Source organism: Pseudomonas sp. NFACC24-1 (assembly GCF_900115235.1).
Classification (GTDB): domain Bacteria; phylum Pseudomonadota; class Gammaproteobacteria; order Pseudomonadales; family Pseudomonadaceae; genus Aquipseudomonas; species Aquipseudomonas fluorescens_AA.
In genome coordinates this window covers 39,370-53,723 of the sequence record NZ_FOVS01000031.1, presented here as the reverse complement: position 1 = coordinate 53,723, position 14,354 = coordinate 39,370, and the positions used below count along the sequence as shown (strand labels likewise).

General features: G+C 61.1%; 16 protein-coding genes. 8 read left to right on the top strand and 8 right to left on the bottom strand.

The genetic code is table 11. The features are described from left to right. Positions 1–165 precede the first annotated feature (165 nt). The gene (locus BM317_RS23765; RefSeq protein WP_092170958.1) at positions 166–1,368 is read left to right on the top strand and encodes an MFS transporter; all 1,203 of its coding nucleotides are present in this window, start codon (positions 166–168) and stop codon (positions 1,366–1,368) included. Positions 1,369–1,428: 60 nt separating this feature from the next. Here BM317_RS23765 and BM317_RS23760 read toward each other — a convergent pair whose 3' ends face one another. From BM317_RS23760 to BM317_RS23745, 4 genes are all read right to left on the bottom strand, one after another. Beyond that, on the bottom strand, positions 1,429–1,620 hold the full coding sequence (locus tag BM317_RS23760; RefSeq protein ID WP_003204476.1) for a PLDc N-terminal domain-containing protein: 192 nt from the start codon (positions 1,618–1,620) through the stop codon (positions 1,429–1,431). A 71-nt stretch (positions 1,621–1,691) separates the two neighbouring features. Next, positions 1,692–2,222 carry a hypothetical protein gene (locus BM317_RS23755; RefSeq protein WP_092476492.1) on the bottom strand — a complete coding sequence of 177 codons (531 nt, stop codon included), beginning with the start codon at positions 2,220–2,222 and terminating at the stop codon, positions 1,692–1,694. A 250-nt stretch (positions 2,223–2,472) separates the two neighbouring features. Then, positions 2,473–2,991 carry an ankyrin repeat domain-containing protein gene (locus BM317_RS23750; RefSeq protein WP_092170964.1) on the bottom strand — a complete coding sequence of 173 codons (519 nt, stop codon included), beginning with the start codon at positions 2,989–2,991 and terminating at the stop codon, positions 2,473–2,475. A 94-nt stretch (positions 2,992–3,085) separates the two neighbouring features. Then, on the bottom strand, positions 3,086–4,912 hold the full coding sequence (locus BM317_RS23745) for a long-chain-acyl-CoA synthetase (protein ID WP_092476490.1): 1,827 nt from the start codon (positions 4,910–4,912) through the stop codon (positions 3,086–3,088). Between the two features lie 354 nt (positions 4,913–5,266). Between BM317_RS23745 and BM317_RS23740 the strand changes: the two genes are divergently transcribed. Then, the gene (locus BM317_RS23740) at positions 5,267–5,545 is read left to right on the top strand and encodes a DUF3509 domain-containing protein (protein ID WP_003204481.1); all 279 of its coding nucleotides are present in this window, start codon (positions 5,267–5,269) and stop codon (positions 5,543–5,545) included. 158 nt (positions 5,546–5,703) lie between these two features. Here the strand turns inward: BM317_RS23740 and BM317_RS23735 are convergent, their stop codons facing one another. Genes BM317_RS23735 through aroC form a run of 3 tightly spaced genes read right to left on the bottom strand, consistent with a single transcriptional unit; the run spans position 5,704 to position 8,555 of the window. Then, complete coding sequence (locus tag BM317_RS23735; RefSeq protein ID WP_092476489.1) at positions 5,704–6,249, bottom strand: 1,2-dihydroxy-3-keto-5-methylthiopentene dioxygenase; 546 nt, start codon at positions 6,247–6,249, stop codon at positions 5,704–5,706. Positions 6,250–6,283: 34 nt separating this feature from the next. Beyond that, positions 6,284–7,429: an MFS transporter gene (locus tag BM317_RS23730; protein ID WP_092170974.1), complete on the bottom strand. Its 1,146-nt coding sequence runs from the start codon at positions 7,427–7,429 to the stop codon at positions 6,284–6,286. Positions 7,430–7,463: 34 nt separating this feature from the next. Continuing rightward, positions 7,464–8,555 carry a chorismate synthase gene (gene aroC, locus BM317_RS23725; RefSeq protein ID WP_060741135.1) on the bottom strand — a complete coding sequence of 364 codons (1,092 nt, stop codon included), beginning with the start codon at positions 8,553–8,555 and terminating at the stop codon, positions 7,464–7,466. A gap of 143 nt (positions 8,556–8,698) precedes the next feature. Between aroC and BM317_RS23720 the strand changes: the two genes are divergently transcribed. Next, positions 8,699–9,664: an alpha/beta hydrolase gene (locus BM317_RS23720; RefSeq protein ID WP_092170977.1), complete on the top strand. Its 966-nt coding sequence runs from the start codon at positions 8,699–8,701 to the stop codon at positions 9,662–9,664. A 106-nt stretch (positions 9,665–9,770) separates the two neighbouring features. Then, positions 9,771–10,559 (top strand): hypothetical protein, encoded by a 789-nt coding sequence (locus BM317_RS23715; RefSeq protein ID WP_060741133.1) that lies wholly within the window; start codon positions 9,771–9,773, stop codon positions 10,557–10,559. Positions 10,560–10,733: 174 nt separating this feature from the next. Here BM317_RS23715 and prmB read toward each other — a convergent pair whose 3' ends face one another. Continuing rightward, positions 10,734–11,642 (bottom strand): 50S ribosomal protein L3 N(5)-glutamine methyltransferase, encoded by a 909-nt coding sequence (gene prmB, locus BM317_RS23710; RefSeq protein WP_060741132.1) that lies wholly within the window; start codon positions 11,640–11,642, stop codon positions 10,734–10,736. 254 nt (positions 11,643–11,896) lie between these two features. On the opposite strand from prmB, the gene BM317_RS23705 reads away from it, so the two are divergent. From BM317_RS23705 to BM317_RS23690, 4 genes are all read left to right on the top strand, one after another. Next, entirely contained in the window at positions 11,897–12,487 is a 591-nt protein-coding gene (locus BM317_RS23705; protein WP_092170980.1) for a cysteine hydrolase family protein, read from the top strand. A 130-nt stretch (positions 12,488–12,617) separates the two neighbouring features. Then, on the top strand, positions 12,618–12,938 hold the full coding sequence (locus BM317_RS23700; protein WP_060741130.1) for a hypothetical protein: 321 nt from the start codon (positions 12,618–12,620) through the stop codon (positions 12,936–12,938). 73 nt (positions 12,939–13,011) lie between these two features. Beyond that, positions 13,012–13,569 carry a Smr/MutS family protein gene (locus BM317_RS23695; RefSeq protein ID WP_053146321.1) on the top strand — a complete coding sequence of 186 codons (558 nt, stop codon included), beginning with the start codon at positions 13,012–13,014 and terminating at the stop codon, positions 13,567–13,569. A gap of 295 nt (positions 13,570–13,864) precedes the next feature. Beyond that, the gene (locus BM317_RS23690; protein WP_092476487.1) at positions 13,865–14,278 is read left to right on the top strand and encodes a DUF4430 domain-containing protein; all 414 of its coding nucleotides are present in this window, start codon (positions 13,865–13,867) and stop codon (positions 14,276–14,278) included. The last annotated feature ends 76 nt before the right edge of the window (positions 14,279–14,354 follow it).

Here is a 14,354-nt window from a genome sequence, read left to right as displayed (position 1 = left end):
CAGCCCAACGGGGATAAATCCCCTCGCCACAAAGACAGCGCCAGCGCGCTCCCGATGCGTTCATCATCAACCGCAAGCATGTCTGATATCAGCCGCAAAGCCTGTTCCTGAGCCCTACAAGTCTTTAGCCTCGCGCCATCCTTTCAATTGATCGATGAGATTGCCATGAGTGCTCATTCACCCACCTCGCCCGGCAGCACCCTGACCCGCGGCATGGTCCTGCTCTTCGCCTTCTGCTGCGGCGCCATTGTCGCCAACATCTACTACGCCCAACCCATCATCGAACTGATCGCACCCGATGTCGGCCTGAGCAGCACCATGGCCAGCCTGATCGTCTCGCTGACCCAGATCGGTTATGCCCTGGGCCTGTTTTTCCTCGTACCGTTGGGTGACTTGCTGGAGAACCGGCGGCTGATGATTCTCACCACGCTGGTGGCGATTGCCAGCCTGTTGGGAGCGGCGTTCACCGACCAGCCGAATGTGTTCCTGCTGGTCTCGCTGCTGGTGGGATTCAGTTCGGTGTCGGTGCAAGTCCTGATTCCGCTGGCCGCGCACCTGGCACCGGAGGAATCCCGGGGGCGGGTCGTCGGTGGGATCATGGGCGGCCTGCTGCTCGGGATCCTGCTGGCGCGGCCAGTCTCCAGCGTCGTGGCCGATCACTTCGGCTGGCGGGCCATGTTCATCATCGCCGCCGCGTTGATGGCCGCGATCAGCATCGTCCTGGCGCTGACCGTGCCCAAGCGCCAGCCCGACCATAGCGCCTCTTATGGCCAACTGCTGGGTTCACTCGGCACCCTGCTGCGCCAACAACCGCTGTTGCGCCAACGGGCATTCTACCAAGCCTGTATGTTCGCCACGTTCAGTCTGTTCTGGACTGCCGTGCCGCTGGAGCTGTCACGCAACCATGGCCTGTCCCAGACTGAAATCGCCTTATTCGCCCTGGTCGGCGCCATCGGTGCCATCGCCGCGCCCATCGCCGGGCGCCTGGCGGATGCCGGCCATACCCGCAACGCCTCGCTGCTGGCGATGCTGTTCGCCAGCCTGAGTTTCCTGCCGGCGTTCATCCATCCGCTCTACAGCGTGATCGGCCTGGCGGTGACCGGCGTGGTCCTGGACTTCTGCGTGCAGATGAACATGGTCCTGGGCCAGCGCACCATCTACGCCCTCGATGCCAAGAGTCGCAGCCGGCTGAACGCGCTGTACATGACCAGCATCTTCGTCGGCGGCGCCTTCGGTTCATCGATTGCCAGTGCGGTGTACGAGCACGGCGGCTGGTTGTGGGTGGTGATCGTCGGCAGCGCCTTCCCGCTGTTGGCCTTGCTGCGCTTCTTGAGTGCCTCGCGCAAGCCGTCCCTGGCCACGGCCTGAAACCCCACCCATAAAAAATGCCCGGTCGCTCGAGGCGACCGGGCATTTTTTATGGAGCGGTCAAATCCGCACGTTGCCACGCGGCCCGGCAATCGCCCAGATGATCAGGCCCAGGACCGGTAGCAGCAGGATCAGCAGCACCCAGAGAATTTTCATCCCGGTTTCCGCGCCACTCTTGAGCACATTGATGATCGCCCAGATATCGAGCGCCAGGATAATCAGGCCGACCAGGCCGTTGAAGGTGGAACCCATGGTGTCGCTCCCAAATGGTGATAGGCACCCTTAGGATAGCGGGCCCCAGGCAAGGGTTCCGTTTTATTGCTTCAGACGTGGACCGCGACCTTGAGAGCTTCCAAGGCCGGCGCGGCGGCGACGCCGACTTCGGCACACAGTTCCAGCACCCGCGGCACATCGTTGCCGTACACCAGCACCATTTGCATTTCATCGTCGAGCAACTGGCTGAAGTTCATCAGCACGTAACCGCCGTTTTCCTTGTTCAGGCTGCTCATCTGTATCTGGATGCGGTTGAGCGCGGCCAGGGCTTCGATTTTCGCCAGCTGCTTGGGCTTGAGATTGAACGCTACGCCAGGGCCGAACGAGGCGACGATCTGTTCGAACAGGTCCACGTAGGTGTCGGCCTGGAACAGCACGGTGTCCGGCAGGCTGCCCACCACCACCCACTCACCCAACGGGATCGGGAACGTGTCGTCGTAGTTGATATCGGGGTTGGCGGCCAGGAACGCCGTCGGATCGGCGTAGGCCTGGGCCGCTTCGTCAGCGATTTTCACGATGTCCGCCTCGCCGAGGCAGCCGGAGCTGATTTTGCCGATGAGTTCGATGAGGGCGGCTTTCATGGGGGTGAATCCTGTGGCGAAGGGTGTTTTGAGGGCGGGCAGGATAGCGCATCACAACGGTCGAGTCAGGAACCTGTGGTCCCGGAGCTTTTGTGGCGAGGGGATTTATCCCCGCTGGGCTGCGAAGCAGCCCCAAAGACAGCTTGCCACACCGAGTTGTCAGGTTTTAGGGCCGCTTCGCGCCCCAGCGGGGATAAATCCCCTCGCCACAAGAGCAACGTCACTCCAGGATCACGGCCCCGGATGAAGATCAGGCCAACATCTTTTCCAACTGCGCCGTGGTGTCCACCGCGCCCATGGTCCTGGCGGCATCGAGGGCCGAGACACCGTTGGCGTCCTTGGCTTTCGGGTCGGCACCTTTGCCGATCAGGTAGTCGACGATTTCCACCCGGTTGAACATCGCCGCCATCATCAAGGCAGTACGGCCATCGAAGGACGCGCCTTCCACTTGCGCGCCGCCGTCCACCAACGCCGAGACCACTGCCAGGTCGCCCTTGAACGCCGCACCGGCAATCGGGCTCTGGCCATTGTCGTTGCGGATTTCCGGATCGGCCTTGTGCTCCAGCAGCACTTTCACCGTTTCCACATGCCCGTGGTAAGCGGCCAGCATCAACAGGGTGTCGCCCTTGTGATTGCGCAGGTTGGGCGGCAAGCCCTTGCTCAGGAGCGCGGCCATCATGGCGGCGTCGCCCTGGCGTGCGACGTTGAACACCTGCTCGGCAAACTCGGCAGCCTCTTCCGGGGTCATCTGGCGGCTTGTATCGGACATGGGAAACTCCACTCGGTTCTTCGCAAAGCGGCTAGTTTCCCGAGGGACCCGGGCGCTGTCATCCCTTTTTTCACTGTGCCCGCCATAGCCAGAATCAATAACGCAATTGTCCGTCATGGATCCGCACCGCGAGTTGCCGGTCCACCCGCACGTACGTATCGGTACCCGGCAACCAGGCGTAGACCGGCTCACCCCCAGCGACGCACGGGTCGAACCCTTCTGCCTTGAGGCGCGTCTTCTGGTACTTGAAGGTGCCGGTGGTGTCCATCTTCACCTTGATGCGCAGGAACAGCGGCACGGCATAGGTGGGCAACTTGCATTGCAAGAATTGCAGCAGCTCGCTGAAGTCCAGGGTCGCCAGGGATTCGGCCGGGGTGATCGCCGCCATGCCGGCACGGCCATTGGTGCCATTGATCTCCACGCCATAAGCCACCGCCTCGGCCACCTGCGGATGTTGCAGCAAGACGTTTTCGACTTCCGTGGTGGAGACGTTTTCGCCTTTCCAGCGATAGGTGTCGCCGAGGCGATCGACGAACTGCCCATGCCCGAAGCCGATGTTGCGCAGCAGGTCCCCGGTGTTGAAATAACGGTCGCCGGGCACGAAGACATCCCGGCAGATGGTTTTTTCGGTCAAGGCTTGCTCGGTGTAGCCGTCCAGTGGCGCCTTCTCGTCGATCCGCGCCAACAGCAGGCCCGGTTGGCCCTTGGGCACTTTTTGCATGCGGCCTTGCAGGTTGCGCAACGGCAGGCCGCTGGCATGGTCGTACTGCACCAGTTCCCAACCCATCAGGGAGAACCCGACGGTGTTGTCGAAATTCAGGACGTTAGTGAAACCGATATTGCCGTCGCTGGCCGCATACAGCTCGCAGATATGATCGATGCCGAAACGCGTCTTGAAGGCCGACCAGGCCCCGGGCCGCAGGCCGTTGCCGATCATTTTCTTCGCTCCGTGGTGGCGGTCATCGGCAACAATGGGTTGGTCGACCAGATAGCGGCACAACTCACCGACATACCCCAGTGTGGTCGCCCGGTAACGGCGTACGTCGCTCCAGAACTGGCTGGCGCTGAACTTGCGTCGAATCGCAAACCCCGATGTGCCACAGATCGCCGCGCCCCAACACACGCACAGGCCGGTGGCGTGGTACAGCGGCAAGGTGCAATAGACGACATCGTCGGGCTGCATGTCCAAGGCGATCAGGCCGAAGCTGGTGGAGGTGCGCATCCAGCGACCATGGCGAAACACCCCGGCCTTGGGCAGCCCGGTGGTGCCTGAGGTGTAGAGGTAAAAACACGGATCGTTGCAGAAGACCTCCCGGCTGCACGCTGGGTTATCGCCCGGGTAATCCTCGCAACCGGCCATCAGGTCGACGAAACCGGACGGCACATCGACGCCATCCTGATCCGCCAGCCACCAGGTCCTTTCGCTCGACAATGCGGTGCGCGCTCGCACATCGTTGAACGCCGCGACCCGCTCATCCCCGACCACTACCGCGACCGGGTTGACCAGGGCCAGGCTGTGCACCAGCGCATCGCCGGTTTGCGAGGTGTTGAGCATGGCACTGACCGCACCAACCTTGGCCATCGCCAGCACACTGATCAACAACTGCGGCCGATTCTCGACGAATATCGCCACACAGTCGCCCTTGCCGATGCCTTGGGCCAACAGGTAATGGGCGATGCGATTGGCCTGCGCGTTGACCTGTGCATAACTCAACACCGTATCGCCACACAGCAGTGCCGGGCCCTGGGGATTGCGTCGGGTGGCCTGTTCGAAACACCAGCCCAGGCCACAAGGTTGGGTCGGGTCCAGGACATTGGCCAGCTTCCTGCCCTTGACGATCCGGGGAACAGCTCTAGCGATGGCTGGCAGCTTGCGCAGCATCATGCCCCAGGTAATGGCGTCGCTGGGTGTACGACTCATGGTGATCTTCCCCGTTCGACCTCGTGGGTCTCGGTTCTTGTTATCGCTGGCGGTGATTTTGGCTCGAAAGTACGCCGGCGGTCGCGGCGCTGTACATGCGGTTTTTGCAATGTTTTGTATCTGCTGCCCGAGGCAGGCGAAGCGTGAGCACCGGAAAACGATTTGGTTCCAAATATCGTTGCCCGACCACGCAAAATGCAGGATGCACGATGGCCGTTCATGCAAGATGCACGAAAGCGAAAAGAGAGCAAAAATATAACACTTTGTTTTTAAAGTGTTTTTTTAAATTCTAAATGCTGGCACAGACAGTGCAACCACCCCTCCACGGTTTGCCACACCATGGAGCAGTCAACTATGAACATGATTCAAGAAAAGTTTGCATCCCTGTTTTCCAACTACGAAGTGACCACCCAGCCCCGCCCGGATGGCGGCATTCTGCTGACCTTGCGCAATAGCGACGGCAAGCTGTTCAAACGCACGATTTCCTACGCTCAATTGCACGCGGGGGATCAGTTGTCCTGGGCGATCAGCGCGATCCGTCGCGACTTGGCTGAACAAGCCAGCGAGTTGCCCCAGATCACCCTGCTGCAGAGTCAGCATCGGTTTGCGCTGCCGACTTACCATAGCGCTTGAGTCTGCCGGACACTCGCGTTGCTGTTGACTGGGAAAACGGCGCTTCTTTCAGAAATGGGAAGCGCCGTTTTTTTGCGTCTTGAAAAAGCCCGCCGTGTTCCGGGCGATGGGTGGGCATATCCGTTCGACGGTAACGGCCGCTCACTTTTGAACGCAGGTCAGTCTTCCAGGCGAGGAAACCGGCGAGCAATATCATCGCCGGTGAACTCAGCGACCACCCCCTGGGAATCACCCGACAAACGGATCGAAACAAAATGCGGCCGTTCCCCCTTGTCAAACCAATGCGGCGTACCGGCAGGCACCGTTATCAAATCATTCCTTTCACACAGCACCGCATAGACGTAATCGCCAATGTGCAGGTTAAACAACCCTCGACCGCTGACGAAAAATCGTACCTCGTCCTGGCCATGGCGATATTCATCAAGCCACTCAGCCTGCGGCTCGACCTGCTCGGTGTGATCGCTGCTAACACTGACCACATCCACCGCAACGTAACCGCGCTCAGTCATCAACGCATCGATCTGAGCCTGGTAAGCCGCAATGATGTTCTCCTCACTGGCCCCCGGCTGAATTTTCGCCGACGCTTCCCAACGATCAAAGCGAACGCCTTGTTCCGCCAGGGTCGCGGCAATGTCCTCGAAATGGGTCAACACCTTGTTCGGAATGTCAGGGCTCGAAACGTGATAGACGGACAGGCTGCTCATGACAATGGCTCCAGCAAATTAATGGTTCGAAGGTTCATGGCCGGTCCTCTTGCATGCGTGTCGCAATGATAACGGCTGCCGCGAACGCGGCGAGGCTGGCGAGGCTGAACGTCCAACTGGCGCCCAGGGCGTTCCAGCTGTAGCCGGAGTACAACGCGCCCAGGGCCCCGCCCGTACCGGCCAGCGCGGCATACAGCGCCTGCCCCTGGCCTTGCTGGCGAGGACCGAAGCTGCGTTGCACGAAATGGATGGCCGCGGCGTGAAAGCTGCCGAAGGTCGCCGCATGCAGCACCTGGGCGAACAACAACACCCAGAGGAACTCGGCCAGCGAGCCCAGCAACAGCCAGCGCAACGCCGCCAACAGGAAACTCGCCAGCAGTACCCGACGCACGGAAAACCGCGTCAGGATCCGGCTCATCAGCAGGAAGACCAACACTTCCGCCACCACACCGACCGCCCAGAGCAGCCCGATCAACCCACGACTGTAGCCCAGGCGTTCGAGGTGCAGCGTCAGGAAGGTGTAATACGGCCCGTGGCTCACCTGCATCAGGCCCACGCAGGTGTAGAACGCCAGCACGCCAGGGTTGCGCAGTTGCCGCAGGAAGCCCTCCCCCGCGACTCGTGGCCCCTGCAAGGGCTGGGCGTTGGGCACCCAGAAGCTGGCAAGGACGATGCCGGCCATGATCAACACCAGCGCCACCGGGTAGATGTCCAGGCTCAGCCATTCGAACAAGCGGCCGAGCACGACCACGGTGATGATGAAACCGATGGAGCCCCATAGGCGGACCTGACTGTAGCGCGAGGCCTGCCCGCTCAAGTGGGCCAGGGTGATGACTTCGAACTGCGGCAACACCGCATGCCAGAAAAACGCATGCAAGGCCATGACCATCGCCAGCCAGGCGTAGCTTTTATCGATGAAGATCAGCGAGAAGGTCAGCAGCGTGCAGATCGCGCCGAACCGCACGATCGCCAGGCGTCGGCCGGTGTAATCCCCCAGCCAGCCCCAGATGTTCGGCGCCACGCAGCGCATCAGCATCGGAATCGCCACCAGCTCACCGATGCGCGCCGCGTTGAAGCCCAGGTGATCGAAATACAGCGCCAGGAACGGCGCCGTCGAACCGAGCAGGGCGAAATAGAACAGGTAGAAGCTGGAGAGCCGCCAGTACGGCAGTGCCGCCATGGTCGTCAGGCCACGGCGGCTGGCAAGCCGGCCATCAAAGTTGCCCCAGCACCGGGGTGCTGACGCGGACGTCGGCGTTCTGGCCGCGATGACGCAGCAGGTGATCCATCAGCACGATGGCCATCATTGCTTCGGCAATAGGCGTGGCACGAATGCCGACGCACGGGTCGTGACGGCCCTTGGTGATCACATCGACAGGGTTGCCATGGATGTCGATGGAGCGTCCCGGCGTGGTGATGCTGGACGTTGGTTTCAAGGCCAGGTGCGCCACGATCGGCTGGCCCGAGGAAATGCCGCCGAGGATACCGCCGGCATTGTTGCTGAGGAAACCGTCCGGAGTCAGTTCGTCACGGTGCTCGGTGCCACGCTGGGCGACACAGGCGAAACCGGCGCCGATCTCCACGCCTTTCACCGCGTTGATGCTCATCAGCGCGTGGGCCAGCTCGGCGTCGAGGCGGTCGAAGATCGGCTCGCCCAGGCCCGGCATCACCCCTTCGGCCACCACGGTGATCTTCGCACCGACCGAATCCTGATCCCGGCGCAGCTGGTCCATGTAGGCCTCGAGTTCCGGCACCTTGTCCGGATCGGGGCAGAAGAAAGCATTCTGCTCTACCGAATCCCAGGTCTTGAACGGGATTTCGATGGGCCCCAACTGGCTCATGTAGCCACGGATGACGATGCCCTGGCTGGCCAGATATTTCTTGGCGATCGCACCGGCCGCCACGCGCATGGCGGTTTCCCGGGCCGAGCTGCGGCCGCCGCCGCGGTAATCGCGCTCGCCGTATTTGTGGTGGTAGGTGTAGTCGGCGTGGGCTGGGCGGAACAGGTCCTTGATGGCCGAGTAGTCCTTGGACTTCTGGTCGGTGTTGCGGATCAGCAAGCCAATGGCGCAGCCGGTGGTGCGCCCTTCGAACACCCCGGAGAGGATTTCGACTTCATCGGCTTCCTGCCGCTGGGTGGTGTGGCGGCTGGTGCCGGGCTTGCGGCGGTCCAGGTCTCGCTGCAGGTCGTCCAGGGAAATCTCCAGGCCCGGCGGGCAGCCGTCGACAATGGCGACCAACGCCGGGCCATGGCTTTCGCCCGCGGTGGTGACAGTGAACAGCTTGCCGTAGGTATTGCCGGACATGCAGGATGCTCCGTGAAAAACGCTGAGAGACTCAACCTTGGATTCGTAGTGGGCGCCAGTATACGCAGGCTCCCCGCGTAGTTCATCCTCGAACCTTATCGGCGGCTACCAGTCCAACCGGCACCTTCGCAACTAATGGCGTGATGATGTTAAAGCTGCTTGCCCTAAGCCTTACCTTGTTTACCGGCCTGTTTTCCTGCCTGGCCCAGGCCACGGTGCTGCAACGCCCCATCAGCCTCGACACCGGCAGCGGTGAGCTTTTCGGCTCGTTGTTGCTGCCCAAGTCCGACACGCCGGTGCCGGTTGTCCTGATCATTTCCGGGTCCGGTCCTACGGATCGCGACGGCAACAACCCCGAGGGCGGGCGCAACGACAGCCTCAAGCGCCTGGCCTGGGTGCTGGCCAGGCACAACATCGCCAGCGTGCGCTATGACAAACGTGGCGTGGCCGCCAGCCTCGCGGCGACCCCGGACGAGCGCAACCTGAGCGTCGAGGCCTATGTGGCCGATGCCGTGGCCTGGAGCCACAAGCTCGCCGCCGATCCCCGCCTGGGCCCGTTGATTTTGCTGGGCCACAGTGAAGGCGCGTTGATCGCCAGCCTCGCCGCGCCCCAGGCCAACGCGGCAGCGGTGATTTCGCTGTCCGGCAGTGCCCGGCCGATCGACCAGGTATTGCGCCAACAACTGAGCAACCGCCTGCCGCCGCCGTTGATGCTGCGCAGCAATGAGCTGCTCGACAGCCTCAAGGCCGGTCGGCTCGACAGCAACGTGCCGGCGCAACTGCAGGTCATCTTCCGCCCCAGCGTACAGCCCTACCTGATCTCGCTGTTCCGCCAGGACCCGGCCCGGGCCTTCGCCGCGTTGCAGATGCCAGCCTTGATCATTCAGGGCAGCAACGATATCCAGGTCGGCACCGATGATGCCCGGCAGTTGAAAGCCGCCAAGCCCGACGCTGAACTGGCGCTGATCGAAGGCATGAACCACGTGATGCGCATCGTGCCCAACGACGTGAAACGACAACTGGCCTCCTACAAGGACCCCAACCTGCCCTTGGCGGCCGAACTGGGTACGCGGATTTTGCGTTTTATTGACTCGTTAGCCGCGCGTTAGGCGGTTTTAGTCGATTTAGCTTCAGTACTGGCAAAAACAGCCGATAACCCGGTGTCGGATAGCGCAATGGCTACCGACCCGCCGGCCTGGACAGGATTTTGCCGTTATGACTGAAACTCAAGCTTCCCCCGACACCGCCGCCGAAGCCCCCGCCTCGTCTGCGGTGGAACTGCCGTGGGCCGACGTGCATACCGAGCATCACAAAATGCTCCGCCTGGCGCCGCTCAAGACCGACCGCGCCACCGGTGTGCGGCCGCTGCGGTTTGTCGAGTTCAGCTATGTCGAGCGCCACAGCAAGGAACGCAGCCTGCTGCGCATGAGCATCCAGTTGCCGAACCAGCGGGTGCGCAAGGAACAGAATCACCTGGATGTCTGGGCCGACCACGTCGAAAAACGCCTGTTCTTTTCGCCGGAAAATCTGCAAATCGAGCCGTTGAACCGTGGCATCGGCCGTTTCCTCGCGGCCCAAGGCATTACCTGGGCCAAGAAACGCTGGTCGGCCTATCGGGTCGAGGGTTCCGACCTGGATAACAAGGACGCCCTCAACGAAGACACTCGCCTGCGCCGCGACCGCTTTCTCAAGGCCCAGGGTTTCGAGGTGGCCTACGCCGACGCCCAGCACCTCAAGGGCAGCATCAAGCCGGCCCAGGTTGGCGATTTGGTCGGGGACTGGAACACCGAAAAGCTGCAGTTCGTGACCATCCTTGAAGCCGCGCAGATGCTGCAGCAAGCCGAGCAGAACCTGGCGGAACAGGAAGTCAAACTCAAGCAGCAGGAAGAAAAGGTCACCAAGTTCAAGCGCGAAGACGCCGGCCTGCGCTTCACCATCACCTGCCTGGTGGCGTTTGCCATGTTCCAGGCGGGATTGCTGATCTGGATTGCGACGCGGCACTGATTGTCAGCGGCTCGGCTTACTCCACAACCCTGTGGCGAGGGGATTTATCCCCGCTGGGGTGCGAAGCGCCCCCCAAACCTGCCCACGCGGTGTATCAGGAAAGTTGCGGGGGCTGCTACGCCGCCCAACGGGGATAAATCCCCTCGCCACAAAAGCCACTCACCGTCGATCTGATCAAACCCGCGAAGCGAACAACCCCTGGTGCTGGCGGCACTGCTCGGCGCTGAGCATGAACACGCCATGGCCGCCGCGCTCGAAGTCGAGCCAGGCGAAATCGACTTCAGGGTACAGCGCCTCGACGTGCACCTGACTGTTGCCGACCTCGACAATCAACAACCCCTTCTCGGTCAGATGATCGGCCGCCTCGGCCAGCATCCGGCGAACCAGGTTCAAGCCATCATCGCCACAGGCCAGGCCCAGCTCCGGTTCGTGCTGGTATTCCTGCGGCATGTCGGCGAAGTCTTCTGCATCGACGTAGGGTGGGTTCGACACGATCAGGTCGAAACGCTGCCCCGGCAAACCGTCGAAACCATCGCCCTGGACGGTGAACACGCGCTCATCGACGCCATGGCGCTCGATGTTCTGGTTGGCCACTTCCAGTGCTTCGAACGACAGGTCGGCCAGCACCACCTCGGCCTCCGGGAATTCATAGGCACAGGCAATGCCGATGCAGCCGGAACCGGTGCACAAATCGAGAATCCGTGCCGGCGCCTGGCCCAGCCAAGGCTCAAAACGCTTTTCGATCAGCTCACCGATGGGCGAGCGCGGAATGAGCACGCGTTCATCGACGATGAACGACATTCCACAGAACCAGGCCTCACCCAACAGGTAAGCCGCCGGAATGCGCTCGGCAATACGCCGACGCAGCAGACGCTGCACATGGACCAACTCTTCGTCTTCAAGACGGCAGTCCAGATAGCTATCGGCAATTTCCCACGGCAGGTGCAACGCGCCCAACACCAGTTGCCGGGCTTCGTCCCACGCATTGTCGGTGCCATGGCCGAAAAACAGATCCTCCCCATGGAAACGGCTGACGGCCCAACGGATGTGGTCGCGCAGGGTACGGAGACGGGAAGTGATCACGGCGGCAAACTCCAGAAAAATCGACGGGCGAGTCTACCAGCCAAACGCGGCCCCACCCAAACACGCCTTGATGACGAACGAAAAGCTCCGGACCAATCGTAGGATTTATCCCTTTTTTGCACTATCTATTGAACAGGACGAGCATCTTGACAAGGCTGTAGGCCAGCAACGGCGGCCCTTGCGATGGAAGCGATTCACAGAACCGCTCAGCCAGAGGACAATGTCGCAAAAGCCCCACTCGAAGGAGCCCCAGAATGTCCGTTCCAAAAACGATGTTTCAACTCAGCGGCCGTGGTTACGCAGCGGCCAATCTGAGTCAAGCGACCTTGATCATCATCGATGCCCAGAAGGAATACCTCGCAGGGCCCCTGGCCCTGAGCGGCATGGATGCAGCCGTCGCGAACATCAAGCAACTGCTCGGCGCGGCCCGTACAGCCGGTCGCCCGATCGTGCATGTGCGCCACCTGGGCACCCATGGCGGGCTGTTCGATCCACAAGGCGAACGCGGGGAATTCATTTCCGGCCTCGAACCCCAGGGCGACGAAACCGTGGTCGAAAAGTTGCTACCCAGCGCCTTCCACGGCACCGAACTGAAAAAGCGCCTGGAAGATTTCGGCCCCCTGGACCTGATCGTGTGTGGGTTCATGAGCCACTCCAGTGTCAGCACCACCGTACGTGCCGCCAAGAACCTGGGCTTTCGCTGCACCCTGGTGGAGGACGCCTGCGCCACCCGCGACCTGCCTTACAAGGGCGGCGTCCTCAGCGCCGAACACGTGCAGCAGACCGAAATGGCGATCATGGCCGACAACTTCGCCACCCTGGCCTTGACCCGCGACTTCATCTGATGCGCCTTGATGAGCGGCCCGTCCTGCCGCTCATCCGCAAAAGCCTCTCGTTTGCCGCAATTGCCCTACCTTCAGGAACAACCCGAATATCTTCCGGTCGAAGGGCCGATACCCATTGAGGAAGGTCGGAATGAAGTTATCCGATGGTTTTGACGCACGTCGCTTGCGGCCCAAGGGCCCGAGCAACTGGCGTTTTCGTTTTGGCGCGGCGATCGCTGCGCTCCTGGCAACACTCGGTGTCCTGCTGGCCATGGCCGGTGCGGCCAGCCTGCTGGGCCGTCCACCCGCACTGGGCGAGTTGAATGCCACCCCGCTGGGTTCGGCGATCATCCTGGCAGCCGGTCTTGTCGTATTGCTATTGGGCGTCTGGCTCTGGCGCCGCTGCCGCCGTCGCGCCCGCCAATCCCTGGAGCTGGCCATGGCTCCACACCTGATGAAAAAGCACGACTGATCCGCCACCCGACGTTTTGTCGCGCCTGATCCCGCCAGAGTTGGGTAAACTGGTCGGCTTCGCGGAGGCTGACATGCAAGACGACGACTTTTCCCTGTTCAAAAGTGCGATCCAGGGCGTAAAACCGATCAAGCACGACCGTGCCGAGACCGGCAAGCCCAAGGCCGATCGCGCGCAAATCGCCAAGCTGCGCCAGGCCGCCACCGTGCGCACCGACGCCACGACCGTGGACGGACTGTCCGATCAGTTCGTGATCGACGTCGGGCCGGAAGACGAGTTGATGTGGGCACGCGACGGTGTCCAGGAAAGCCAGATGCGCAAGCTGAAGGTCGGCCAGATCCCCTTCGAAGGCAGCCTCGACCTGCACGGCATGAGCGTCGAAAAGGCCCGGGAAACCCTTTGGGCGTTCCTGGCCGAAGCCACCCGATTCGAAATCCGCTGCGTGCGCGTCACCCATGGCAAAGCCGTACGCCTGGATGGCAAGCGACCGATGATCAAGAGCCACGTCAACACCTGGTTGCGCCAGCACCCGCAAGTGCTGGGCTTCACCTCCTGCCAGGCGAAACACGGTGGCGCCGGGGCGGTCTACGTGATGCTCAAGCGCACCATGATGGAAGGCCGCGACGAATAGCCTTCGTCTGCCGGGCTTGCAGCGCCGTGTCCGCTGCCGCCCCCAGCCCTTTGCGAAAAATCCCACAGGTTGCTTCATGTCTCTGGAACAGAATTACACCGCTATGTAGGGTGGGTTCTGCCTGGTCGTTAGAGGTAAGAAAATTTACCCAGCATGTATTTGTGCCCATCCGCGTCGACAGCGTCAAAACCATGAACTATGTTCAGATTCAATATCGCTTTCGCTTCGGTGCAGCCGATCAGCATCGTGCGCTTTTCGCAACGTTGGATCTACATGGCACAAGGATCAGCAATCTATGAGCACAACACAATCGGTAACCGTATCCGTGGTGGGGGGGCCTAGCGCAACGGTACCTTGGTCCTCAGGCATGAACGCACAACAGGCGTTGGAAGGGGCCTATAACATAATCAACAACACCAGCGTATTTACCTATGCACTGCAATACTACGGGGGCAATCTTGGGTATTTGGTCATGATGATTAATGAGACATACGATTCATTCATTTCATCCTCGGCGCCATTTCTTTATTGGGAGTTTTTAGTCAACGGGTCACCTGCCGCGACAGGAATAGACTCTGTCATGCTCCAGCCCGGTGATACCGTAAGCTTCGAACTTGAAATCTATGATGCGGTCAAACACACTCACTCGACAATCGCGGGCAAGAAAGAGTTCCAAGCAAGCATTACCACACTGAAAAAACAAGATTAAAGCACCGAGAAATTGCAGCGTCGTCGGTTTCTGTATCCTTGAAGAATGCTTGCAACCCGAGAATACAATGCCCTCA

What these genes read in the sequence shown, in the direction of transcription:
- BM317_RS23765 (WP_092170958.1), top strand. Translation starts at nt 166, where the DNA reads ATGAGTGCTCATTCACCCACCTCGCCCGGCAGCACCCTGACCCGCGGC.
- BM317_RS23760 (WP_003204476.1), bottom strand. Translation starts at nt 1,620, where the DNA reads ATGGGTTCCACCTTCAACGGCCTGGTCGGCCTGATTATCCTGGCGCTC.
- BM317_RS23755 (WP_092476492.1), bottom strand. Translation starts at nt 2,222, where the DNA reads ATGAAAGCCGCCCTCATCGAACTCATCGGCAAAATCAGCTCCGGCTGC.
- BM317_RS23750 (WP_092170964.1), bottom strand. Translation starts at nt 2,991, where the DNA reads ATGTCCGATACAAGCCGCCAGATGACCCCGGAAGAGGCTGCCGAGTTT.
- BM317_RS23745 (WP_092476490.1), bottom strand. Translation starts at nt 4,912, where the DNA reads ATGAGTCGTACACCCAGCGACGCCATTACCTGGGGCATGATGCTGCGC.
- BM317_RS23740 (WP_003204481.1), top strand. Translation starts at nt 5,267, where the DNA reads ATGAACATGATTCAAGAAAAGTTTGCATCCCTGTTTTCCAACTACGAA.
- BM317_RS23735 (WP_092476489.1), bottom strand. Translation starts at nt 6,249, where the DNA reads ATGAGCAGCCTGTCCGTCTATCACGTTTCGAGCCCTGACATTCCGAAC.
- BM317_RS23730 (WP_092170974.1), bottom strand. Translation starts at nt 7,429, where the DNA reads ATGGCGGCACTGCCGTACTGGCGGCTCTCCAGCTTCTACCTGTTCTAT.
- aroC (WP_060741135.1), bottom strand. Translation starts at nt 8,555, where the DNA reads ATGTCCGGCAATACCTACGGCAAGCTGTTCACTGTCACCACCGCGGGC.
- BM317_RS23720 (WP_092170977.1), top strand. Translation starts at nt 8,699, where the DNA reads ATGATGTTAAAGCTGCTTGCCCTAAGCCTTACCTTGTTTACCGGCCTG.
- BM317_RS23715 (WP_060741133.1), top strand. Translation starts at nt 9,771, where the DNA reads ATGACTGAAACTCAAGCTTCCCCCGACACCGCCGCCGAAGCCCCCGCC.
- BM317_RS23705 (WP_092170980.1), top strand. Translation starts at nt 11,897, where the DNA reads ATGTCCGTTCCAAAAACGATGTTTCAACTCAGCGGCCGTGGTTACGCA.
- BM317_RS23700 (WP_060741130.1), top strand. Translation starts at nt 12,618, where the DNA reads ATGAAGTTATCCGATGGTTTTGACGCACGTCGCTTGCGGCCCAAGGGC.
- BM317_RS23695 (WP_053146321.1), top strand. Translation starts at nt 13,012, where the DNA reads ATGCAAGACGACGACTTTTCCCTGTTCAAAAGTGCGATCCAGGGCGTA.
- BM317_RS23690 (WP_092476487.1), top strand. Translation starts at nt 13,865, where the DNA reads ATGAGCACAACACAATCGGTAACCGTATCCGTGGTGGGGGGGCCTAGC.